10 protein-coding genes are annotated in these 10,426 nt (G+C 31.0%); all 10 read right to left on the minus strand.

The features are described 5' to 3' along the window. Positions 1-49 precede the first annotated feature (49 nt). Entirely contained in the window at positions 50-370 is a 321-nt protein-coding gene (locus U1E44_RS16280; protein WP_322932177.1) for a hypothetical protein, read from the minus strand. Continuing rightward, a complete protein-coding gene (locus U1E44_RS16285) occupies positions 367-1,389 on the minus strand; it encodes an SPFH domain-containing protein (protein WP_322932178.1) in 1,023 nt (340 codons plus the stop codon). The genes U1E44_RS16280 and U1E44_RS16285 overlap by 4 nt, the downstream gene beginning before the upstream one ends. 261 nt (positions 1,390-1,650) lie before the next feature. Continuing rightward, entirely contained in the window at positions 1,651-2,754 is a 1,104-nt protein-coding gene (locus U1E44_RS16290) for a tetratricopeptide repeat protein (RefSeq protein ID WP_322932179.1), read from the minus strand. 167 nt (positions 2,755-2,921) lie between these two features. Then, complete coding sequence (locus tag U1E44_RS16295; protein ID WP_322932180.1) at positions 2,922-3,380, minus strand: hypothetical protein; 459 nt, start codon at positions 3,378-3,380, stop codon at positions 2,922-2,924. Continuing rightward, positions 3,377-3,799 (minus strand): hypothetical protein, encoded by a 423-nt coding sequence (locus U1E44_RS16300; protein ID WP_322932181.1) that lies wholly within the window; start codon positions 3,797-3,799, stop codon positions 3,377-3,379. The genes U1E44_RS16295 and U1E44_RS16300 overlap by 4 nt, the downstream gene beginning before the upstream one ends. Positions 3,800-3,965: 166 nt before the next feature. Next, a complete protein-coding gene (locus tag U1E44_RS16305) occupies positions 3,966-4,940 on the minus strand; it encodes a hypothetical protein (protein WP_322932182.1) in 975 nt (324 codons plus the stop codon). A 156-nt stretch (positions 4,941-5,096) separates the two neighbouring features. Beyond that, positions 5,097-6,638 carry a Helicase associated domain protein gene (locus U1E44_RS16310; RefSeq protein WP_322932183.1) on the minus strand — a complete coding sequence of 514 codons (1,542 nt, stop codon included), beginning with the start codon at positions 6,636-6,638 and terminating at the stop codon, positions 5,097-5,099. Between the two features lie 153 nt (positions 6,639-6,791). Continuing rightward, positions 6,792-8,846: a hypothetical protein gene (locus U1E44_RS16315; protein WP_322932184.1), complete on the minus strand. Its 2,055-nt coding sequence runs from the start codon at positions 8,844-8,846 to the stop codon at positions 6,792-6,794. Positions 8,847-9,150: 304 nt separating this feature from the next. Beyond that, positions 9,151-9,738 (minus strand): hypothetical protein, encoded by a 588-nt coding sequence (locus U1E44_RS16320; protein ID WP_322932185.1) that lies wholly within the window; start codon positions 9,736-9,738, stop codon positions 9,151-9,153. Further along, positions 9,735-10,238, minus strand: coding sequence for an RNA polymerase sigma factor (locus tag U1E44_RS16325; protein ID WP_322932186.1), 504 nt, complete (start codon positions 10,236-10,238; stop codon positions 9,735-9,737). The genes U1E44_RS16320 and U1E44_RS16325 overlap by 4 nt, the downstream gene beginning before the upstream one ends. Positions 10,239-10,426: the final 188 nt, after the last annotated feature.

Raw genomic sequence — 10,426 nt, forward strand, 5'->3', positions numbered from 1 at the left:
ATTTTAATGAAAAAATTAACCGCTTAATTAATAATCGAAATTTAAAAGATCACTCTTGTTTTATAGGGGTCAAAACAGCTGTATTAGCAACAAGTCCATCTTGTCCGATTACAACTATTAAGTTCTTTTCAGAAAAAATGAATGATGGTAAATATACTCTCTCAACAGTTTTGTTTTTTACAACTCTTGAAAGTTGAGTTTGTAATGAGTTTAAGGAAGAGTGAAAAATTTCGTGTTCTAATTCATAATCGTCAAAATTACCACCAAGACTTTCAATGTAAAATTTAGCTTGAGCCTTTGTGTTGAAGCGTTCAATCAAAGATTCAAGTCTTGTTTTATTCTTTACAATTATGGCATATTCGAAACTCATTTTTTATTTTCTCTCTTGTCGTTAAGCAAGGTGTCTAACAATTCAGGGCTAATATTAAGATTGCCAATTTTGCCTGCATTTTCGGCAAGTTCTCTAAATGCAAGTGAGATATTAAATTTTGGGTCAGGGTTGTTATTCAGAGCAGTTAAAGTTTTCCAATCAAAGTCCTTGTATGGTTTCAAAGTTGTTTCTATAACGTAGCCTTGGGTTTCAGCTTCTTTTTTGTCGTTTGCTGTTTTTTGTTCTATGAGTAGTTTTCTTTGATTCTCAACTGCTATGTCTGCTGCCAATTTCATTTCACGTAGTTTGCGGTCGTTGTCCGATTTTTGAACTTCGGACTCCATTTTCTTTTCAGCGATTTGCTTTTGTTTTTCTTCTACCGCAATTTCTGTGTTAAGTTCTGTTTCTTTTATCTTTCTCTCTTGTTCTACTGCAAAATTTCTACGTTCATAAATTGCTTGGTCAGCTTCTTGTTGCAGTTTTTCTCTTGTTTCAGTTTCCAAAGCTCTTGACATTTCAGGCGTTGCTTGAATACCCAAAATATTTGCTCCTAAAATATCAATTCCAAGCATTGCAATGGCTTGAGATGATTTTAGACCTTCTAAAATTCTTTCTTCGATTGTCTTTGCTGAACGAATGGCATCTTTCAATTTTATTTCGTGAATAAATGAAGAAGTTGCTGTTTGTGCTTCATTTATGATTCGTTGATTTAGCTTTTCAATGTCGTTTTTTTTGTACTGTCCATTGTCGTTTACTGTAAAGTCCAAAACGTCTGCAAGGGTTTTGGGATTACTGATTTTGTAGCTTATTTGTCCTTGAATATTAACCGTTTGATAATCGTTTGTCGATTCGTTAAAGATAAAAGGTAAGTCATTACTTCCCATTGGAATAGCTGCAATAGAGCTATTAGGTGCAAAGTAAAAAAATGAAAGTCCACGTCCTTCTCTTTTAATGTTTCCGTTCGTAAAATGCAGAACGTAAGTCATTGAGTCAAATTTGATGTGTTTTATTCCGAACATATTATTTTGATTTTATTGTTTGTCTTTTTTAGCGGTGTCGTCTTTTAAAATGAGCCATAACGGTCACGGCTATGGCAAGTAGGGCAGGCAAGGAAACTTTTCGTTTCCGTCTGGTCTGCGAGCCAGAGCTTTTTGTTTTGTAATTATTTTTTCTTTTATAATTGCCAAATCCAAAAGATTTGGCGGACTTAGTAAACACGCCCAAGCCTTTAAATTCAGCACTTATGGCCTATTTGCTATAGCCATTGTTAGGCACAGTATTCATTGGTAATCTCTTCTCGAATTGTAATCGTTTTCCTTAATGTCTATTCTATTTGCCATAAACCATTTTTCAAAATTCGCAAAATTCTTTTCATTTTTGGCATACCATTCTTCATATTCATTCCAATTGCCCTGCGACAATATCCAATATGTATAGGTTTGAAATAAGTCCTCTTTCAACAATTCTTTTTGATAATCAAACAGTTTGTTGGGATAGCTTTTATTGAACTTTTTTTCGTTGTACCAAAAGTTTAAAAAGTCATTCCTTGCTTTGTATATTGAAGCAATGTTTATGTTTTTTTGAAAATCTAAGGCTGAAAACGCAAATGCCATGGCGAAAGTGCCCTCAAAAGGTAACGGAGCTTTTTTCAATTTTCGCATGTCCTTTTTGTCCTTGAGCTGAATTTCAAATCCCTTTTCAGTTAGGTGAAATTGACCTGTCGTATCGGATTGGACTTCGTAACTTTTTTGATAGGTTTCGTATAGCAATTGGCTTATTTCTCTTGTTCTTTCGGTGTTAGGCTCTAATAGCAAGAAATATTCGCCATAAATTAATGTCCAAAGTCTCTCCTCGGTTTGCGAAAAGACTTTTGCGAGTCGATAATAATTTGATGAGTAGTTCGGATTGGTTTTTATTCCCTCCTCCCAAAATGCTATTGCCTCATTGTATTTTTCATTGTGAAATTTTATACTGCCGGATTCCAAATGGAATTTTCCTGAACTTGGAAACTTCGCCATCCCTTTTTTATAGGTTTCCAAAGCAATTTCAGGCTTTCCAATAAGGTCGTAAGAATTGCCGAGTAGCTGATAAACCACATCAGTTACACTTTTATGCTCACTAATTGTGTTTAATATTTCGATGGTCTTTTTGTAATCCTCTTTTTTATAATACGCATATGCGATTTCATATGGATAGTCCATTCGTTCGGGGTCCAACTTTTTTGCTTGTTCCAATAATTCAATAGATTCGTCCAGTTTCCCCTCATCCATTAATGTTATGGCATTTCGGGCTAGTTCTAAGCCCTTATCTATATCCGTTTGGGCAATACTAATATTTGTGAATAATTGAAAAAGTAGTAAAAGTAAGATTGCATTTTTAGTCATTCGAGTGGTTTTATTTGATATTGTGCCTAACGTGTTTGTATAAGATTAGTTGCGTGGTTTAAGCACTAAAGTTAGCAAATAAATCACAGATAGAAAGTCCGCGAGGACTTTCGTAAGTAGGCTAGAACTAGCAATTAATTTTATACGGTGTTGGGCAATCGTTTTTTTTAATTCGGCCATATTGGTGTTTCATTATCTTTTTGATAATTTGGAAATATTGAAATGGATTCAACAATTCCGTTGTTAATCCAAAAGGAAATTCCGTTTGAATTTGAAGTGTAATCTTTAGAATTCAATTCTGTAAAATCGTCATCAAGTTGTAAATCCGAAAAAATCAGATTTGATTTCATAACAAATTCTGTTTCTTTTAATCCGATTAATTTTTTTCCTTTTAGTGAGAAATCTTTTGAATAAAAAGTAATTGTTCCTAATCTGAAATCATTATCAGACGAAAAAGTCAAATTAAATCCGAGATTATGATACTTTAAAATTACATCGCTTGAATTATCCGAGTAAGATTCTTTATTGTTTTCCGATGATTTCCCCAACAATAGTTCAGTCTGACCTAGTGTTAGACCAAATTTAATTTTGTCAAATCCGAAATATGGTATTATTTCTGTTTTCATTCCGTTAGAGTGATTTTCACTCCGTTTATTTCCGTTCCGCTTTTCAATTCCGTTTTTTTGATTTCGTAATAAGGGTTCCACTTTTCCAAAATCAGTTCACTTTCTGTTGTCCAGCCTTTTATTTTAAATCCATATGGAATCAGTCCTTTTTCAAGGTCAGATTTGTTTTCGTTATTTTCGATAACTGACCAAAAAACTCTTGAATATCCAAATCCACCATTGTCAAATTGGTATTCATAATATTTGTGTTTTTTATTAGGTGAAATCGATTTAGAAATAAGAACAAAACTGGCATCTTTTAGAGAATGTTCAGAATGAAATGCTTCCGCAACTTTGTCAAAATCCGAGTTGATTTTAATTCCGATTCCAACAATTCCAATTAGAACAATTCCGATTGTTATTAATATCCATTTTTTCATTCAGTTCACGGTTTCTCAAATGTTGCCCAACGGTCTCGGCTATGAGTAGTTGCGTGGGTTAGCACTTAACTTTACAAGTACACACCAAGTTGGAAATTCCGCAGGAATTTCCAAAGTAGGCGAGAACAAGCAATTACTTATAGCCATTGTTGTGCGTTCGTTTTTTTTACATTACTTCAATCAGTTTGTCGGTCAATTCATTAATCTGATTTTCAACTTCCGCAATTTTATTAATTAAAGTCGAATATTTTTCTTCAAGTTCTACTGTTGAAAATGTTAATTCATCATTTTTATATTCCCATTTTCCTTGATTGTCTTGTAGAAAGTTGACTATCTCTAATAAATCATTACTATAATCAATATGCGAATTGATAAAAGGCTCAAATATTGGTTTTTGGATTGAGTCTTTTTTATTTATTCCAGTCATAACTCCTTTGAGTGTAAGATTCCCTTTTGGAATATTTTTATTTAAGTCAGTAAGTATTGATTTTCTATTCGCAAAATGATTTTTATATGACTCTGATTGGGTTTTATAATATTTTAATACTCCAATTTGATATTCAAACTCTTGTTGATTATTTAAAAGCGAATAATCTAAAATTCTTTCTTGAGCAACTGAATCAACTGACTTTTGCCAATCTATCATAATGGAACTGTTAATGGAAGTGAATTTTTGAAGGTTTTTATATACTTCTTGTTCATTTCCAGTACTATTTCTAATCATTTTTGAAATTCCGTCATCTACATTCGAAATGTGTTCTTGATATGCATCAATTCCATCTTCCTCGTTGTTTATTTTATCCTTGTATTCCGAAACAGATTTAGTTATTGAGTCAACGCTATCGGTTTTCTCTTTGCTTATAGCACCAAGTTCTTTTATCATTCCAAAACACATAAGAACCAAAACTATGTTAAATGTGTATGTTCCAGCATATGGTTTCTTTCCTTTTATTAACCATACAATGAAAGCAAAAAACAAAGGTATTATCGCTGAAGTTACAATTGAGCCAAAAAGATATCCAAGACTAAATCCGTTAATTCCATCTCTTCTTAAAAAAATTAATGCTGAAATTCCGATTACGATTAAAGCTAAAATCCAATTAACTTTTGACAATCTAAATCCAATTTTCTTTTCTTCCATATGGTTTGATTAAATGACGCACAACGGTTAGTATATGAAAAGTAGGCGATTTCGAAGCACGAAACTTTCGGCTAAGGACAAATTTTGATACGAGCCAAAACCCTTGAATTTACTACTGTTTCGCCTATTTTTTATATACATTGTTGTACAGCGTTTTTATATTATTTTTTCTTCTTTCAGACGTTTTTGTTTCCATTCAGGTAGTTTGTCAAACTTGTGTCTCCATTGAGCCAAATTGTCCCTTTCTTTTTTAAAAGTTCCTGTTGGTGGATTTAATGCTGGATATTGATATCTGAAACTTAAAAATTCTTGTAATTGCTTTTCAAAAGAGTCAATATGTTTATTTGTTTCATGGTCAAAGTCAACACCGAGTTCTAACAATAAATCAACCCTTTCGTCTTCTAAGTATCTAATAATTCCATTTGCCTTTTTTCTTCCTTTTCTTTTTAAATGTCTTTGGTCATTTAACCATCTACCTAGTTTATTTTGTGTTCCATCAGGATTAGTTTGCGGGACATGGGCATCTCCGTGTTTTTTTGTCCATTCCTTCAATTCTTGATACTTCTCCATCCACTGGTTATTTTTTGGATTAAACTCTGGCGAACCTTTTGACCATATAAAATCCAAATCATTCAACTTTTCAATTTTATAATCACTTAAAACTTCTTGGTTATTATAGGTTTTTTGCATTGCAACCCAATTACCTAAAGAATAAAAAGTATCTTCTCTATTTCGGGTGTGAGGAACATCAGAATCTCCATATTCTTCATAATATGCTTTTAATAGTTCATAGTTATCTTCCCAAATTCTAGCCCATCTTATTTCATGTCCGTCACCAAAATAAAAGCCAACCGTTTCTAACTTCTTCTTATGGTCGGGTGGAATTGTTCCATTAGCGTAAAATACTTTTTGTTTTCTATACCATGTATAGAGACCGGGGTTTTCATAATCACGAGGAACTGTTACTTCATTGTTTTTTTTCTTAAAATCAACGAATTCATTAAAGTAGCTTTCCCAAGTTTCTAGGTATTGTTCCGTTATTTTATATTCGTATGTCCTTATTGAACCACCACCCCCATTAGATTTGCCTTTCGTCTTTTCTGTTTCTTCTGTCTCTAAGTGCTCTGTTAAATCAAGGTCAATTTCATCATCTTCAGGTTCACCGTTTGCATTTATAAATGAGTTTAAATGAGTCAGTAATCGAAGGATACTCTTGTGAGAAAGAAATTCAAATTTTGGTTCAATTGTCTTTTTTATTGAGTTTTCAAGTTCAGCCAAACTCTTTTCTTCAGTTATTGTAATTCCCCATTCATGATTTATGTAAAGTCCACTGTCTGTAAAATTTGCAGAACTAATTAAGCCACCAACATAGTTGCTTAAATTTTTGAAAATGTAGATTTTACCATGCAGTTTATTGTTAAGTGAAATCTTGCATTCAATTTCACCCGATTTGATTTTAGGTATTTCAATTAACGATTTAAGGGAATAGACCTTTTTAATTTGGTCTAGAGAATTTGGTTGTAAAGTGGTGATAAGATAGATTTTTTTTATTCCATTTAAAACTTCATCCTTGAATAGAAGATTAAAGTCTCTCATTAAGTATGGACTTGTAATAAATAACTCGTCCGACTTACTAATCATGTCAAGAATATATTTCTTGTGATTATTGTCTTCTGATAAATTGTCTATTATTTCCATGTTCTTTTAAATGCTGTACAACGGTTTGTATATGAAAAGTAGGCGATTTCGAATCACTAAACTTTCGGTTAAACACAAAGTTTGATACGAGCCACAAGTCTTGAATTTATTACTATTTCGCCTATTTTTTATATACATTGTTGTATGCCGTTTTTATTTTTTGTATCGTGCTTTAATTTTATCCTTATAGTCATTCAATTTATTTTTGTTTAGTCGTCCATAGGATGCTTTTATTAAGCCAATAATTCCAACTGAAATTAATGTACTTATTCCAATTCGAAAAATCCATTGACGTGTTGAACTTGTTTCGGCATCAATATTATCTATAAATTGACTTATATAATTCCATTCTTGAGTTTTAAAAGCAAAACAAAGAATTACGATAAAGGATAATATTATTGCAAGTGGTATCCAATAAAATATTGCGGGTTTTTGAAACTTCCTTAGTTCATCCTTTTCGTGAAGAGCATAATTTTCTTTTTCAAGCTGTTCAATCTTTGTGTCTTTCTGGCTAATGATTGATTCTTTAGAGTCATTATGTTCCTCTAACTTTTTTATTCTTTGGTCGCTCGAATTAGCTAGTTCTTCTTGTTTTGTTTCAAGTTCTTTAAGCTTTTTTTCAAGAATACTTTCTGATGCGTTAACGGTAAGTTCAAATAGTTCATCTGAATCCTTTGTTTTTAACATTATTTTCTCAAATCCTTGATTAATAAGTTGTTCAGTAATATAAGATTGTTGTTCAAAATTTGATGTAACTTCTGAAATACCTGCTAAAACGTTATGAATATTTTCACTACTTATTTGTTTTTCAGGTATTGGAAGATTTAAAAAACTAACAAAACTCTTAAAGTCATCAGTAGTTCTAGTTTGATATCTTAATAACAAACTCATCCATTGACTTGGAATAATAATCAGAGGTGCTGAATTACCTCTATAAAAATCCCATCTTCTTAATGATTGGTCCATAGAAAGAAAAAATTGTTTGGTATCAAATATGCTGTTATTCTTATCTCCACGCAGATTTTCTAATAGTAAAACATTTTTTGCGTCAAATTCATAAGCATTAAGATTTCCGTTATTCGTATCTGATGATTTATGATTTCTAATTGAGGAAATATAGTCCATTAATGTTTCATTTGTCTTCTTTTCATCCTCTTTGAGTACATTTCTATAATCAATAGTAATATTCATATTGGAACAAAACGCTTGATAATTAGCGAGTATATCAGCTTTAAATAAATCTAAAGAATGGTTCTGTTTTCCAATTCTCCAATTATAGTAAAAATTATAAATGTCTTTTAAGCTTGAAAAAAACTGATTTTTAAACAAAGCTGGATTGACTTCATTTTTGAAAGGCCTGTTTGTTAATCGTTGTAGATAATAATCAATAGTATCTTTAAATTCTTTATCCGTGTATTTAGAAATTAAGAGCTCTGTTTTAGATTCTTGAAATCGTTTTAAAAATGTTACAGACCTTTTTTTACGGTCTTCTCCGTTAAGACCTAAAGTTCTGAACAGAACATTGGTGTCTAAATAAAATGTTTTATTTTTTAAGTTGTTTAAATCTAAGCCTTGTTTTGAGTGATTTGAAATCAAACAATATTCGATTGCAAAACTGGCGATATCAAATATCGATTTATTCTTTTCTAAATTATCCCATTTTAAAAAGGCGTTAATCAATTCTCTTTCTTCGGGATTATAGTTGTGGTTATCTACGTTAATTAGTGCCTCAATTGTATTCTCCTTATCTATTAGTTTTTTAAAACTTTCTACATTCGAAGATAAAATATCATACAGAAATCTATAAATTAATTCCTTTAATGTTTTTGAATTATCTGGTGTGTTTTCGTCAGCAAAATAGAGGTCAATAAAATGCTCAATTGTATTTTCATCAATTTTTGCTTGAATTTGAGCTTTCCGTTTTTCTGTTAAAGACAAAATTTGTTTTTCATCTATTAAATTAATAATAAATGAATCTTGTTTTTTTGTAGATATAATATTGATTAGTTCAACTTCATCTATATGTAAATTATAATTATCAAAAATGAAATCAATAAGTTCGTGAATAGTAACCGAATTACGTTCCATTGCAAAAAGGCCGGTTTCAATAATTTTTCTAAGTGTTGTGTCACTAGAAACTAAATAATTATTGTCAGCGTAAAGTACAGCCGATAGTCTGAAAAGTTGGTTTTTATTTTTTGGATTCATTCAATTTATTTCTGTTTTTTCAAATGGCATACAACGGTCTAGTGTATGATTTCGTTGCGTGTTTAAGCACTAAAGTTAGCAAATAAATCACAGATAGAAAGTCCGCGAGGACTTTCGTAAGTAAGCTCTAACTAGCAATGAATTATACACATTGTTGCCATTAGTACTTTTTATTCCTAATTTGATTTCTCTTTTGTTTGATAGCTTCTCTTCTTGTTTTTGAAGTTGAAAATCGCAAAATTTTTGACAATTGTTCTAAAAAGCTTGTTGAAAGTTTCGAGGGTCTATATTTGGATTTCATATGCTATTTTTCCAATTGATTTATTAATTCATTAATTCCAGATATTCTTGGGTTTATTTCTCTTTTTACTCTTTTTTTATTTAAGAAATATCCATAAATACCTATTCCGATTGTAGCCACATTAATAAGCGCAATCAAATGTATTGGAACTTTTTCCCAAACGCTGATAGTGAATAACAACATTATTGGGTAAACTGGCAATATTCCCCAATAGAAGTATGTTTTAAGGAATTTCTTTTGCGCTTGAAGATATTCCCTGTTTTTTTTGAGATAATTGAGATAATTATTTTCCAAGTCACTAGGCTGAAACTTTTTGACACCTCGATATTTTATTATTAAATAAACTGCACAAATAATCATTAAAGCCAATGCTATTTTTGTCAGAATGAATGGAATCTTGAATAATAAAAAAGTAGATAATAAAACTCCAAATATGGCTAAAACCGTTTCTGAAAGTTCTATATAGTTCCACCATTTGTCTAAACGCTTTAAACTCGATTGTAATTCTATCATTAATTTTGATTTCTCAAATTTTATGCGCTCTTGATTACTGGACGATTGCCAGATTTTAATTAATTCATCTTCTATCATAATATTCCATTTATACAGTTAAATAATTTTGATTTAATCCGCTTGATTTTTACAGCTATGTGATTTTCAGATAACCCAAGTATGTCTGAAATTTCTCGGTATGCTATTCCCTCCAAATACAAAGCAACTATTGCTTTGTCTCCATCATTCAATTTTTTAACACACTTTCTTAAAGCTATTATTTTTTCATCATTATTTCCATCTTCTACTTTAGAACTGATATTGATAATAGCTATGCTATCTAATCTTATAAATCGGTTTTGGTTTTTCGTGTATTTTGATTTGAAACGAAGACAAACATTTAATGCTATCCTAAACATCCAAGTACCAATAGATGAATTGCCTTTAAATGAACTCATCGACTTCCAAATTTGAACTAAAACCTCTTGAAATAGGTCTTTTGAGTCTTCATTATTATCAGAATATATTGAACAAAGCCTAAATAATTTATCTTGGTTCTCTTCAAGTTCGGATAGAAATAGGCTTTTTTGTTTTTCCATTTTTAATACTTCCCTTTACTATTTTAGTTACCATAGTTCGAGAAATATGACAATTTAGAGAACATTTTTTTTAAAAAGGATGAATTTTTACGGTTTGGTAGGTATTAATGGCAACGTTGTTGTATATGGTTTGTTGCGTGTTTTAAGCACCTAATTTAGCAAATAAAAACCGAATAGAAAATCCGCGA

Origin of the sequence: Aurantibrevibacter litoralis (assembly GCF_034651555.1) — a bacterium.
GTDB lineage: Bacteria > Bacteroidota > Bacteroidia > Flavobacteriales > Flavobacteriaceae > Aurantibrevibacter > Aurantibrevibacter litoralis.

Bases quoted from the DNA above. Each gene is read 5' to 3' on its own strand.
- U1E44_RS16320 (WP_322932185.1), bottom strand. From the start codon at position 9,738: ATGATAGAAGATGAATTAATTAAAATCTGGCAATCGTCCAGTAATCAA.
- U1E44_RS16285 (WP_322932178.1), bottom strand. From the start codon at position 1,389: ATGTTCGGAATAAAACACATCAAATTTGACTCAATGACTTACGTTCTG.
- U1E44_RS16325 (WP_322932186.1), bottom strand. From the start codon at position 10,238: ATGGAAAAACAAAAAAGCCTATTTCTATCCGAACTTGAAGAGAACCAA.
- U1E44_RS16290 (WP_322932179.1), bottom strand. From the start codon at position 2,754: ATGACTAAAAATGCAATCTTACTTTTACTACTTTTTCAATTATTCACA.
- U1E44_RS16305 (WP_322932182.1), bottom strand. From the start codon at position 4,940: ATGGAAGAAAAGAAAATTGGATTTAGATTGTCAAAAGTTAATTGGATT.
- U1E44_RS16280 (WP_322932177.1), bottom strand. From the start codon at position 370: ATGAGTTTCGAATATGCCATAATTGTAAAGAATAAAACAAGACTTGAA.
- U1E44_RS16295 (WP_322932180.1), bottom strand. From the start codon at position 3,380: ATGAAAACAGAAATAATACCATATTTCGGATTTGACAAAATTAAATTT.
- U1E44_RS16300 (WP_322932181.1), bottom strand. From the start codon at position 3,799: ATGAAAAAATGGATATTAATAACAATCGGAATTGTTCTAATTGGAATT.
- U1E44_RS16310 (WP_322932183.1), bottom strand. From the start codon at position 6,638: ATGGAAATAATAGACAATTTATCAGAAGACAATAATCACAAGAAATAT.
- U1E44_RS16315 (WP_322932184.1), bottom strand. From the start codon at position 8,846: ATGAATCCAAAAAATAAAAACCAACTTTTCAGACTATCGGCTGTACTT.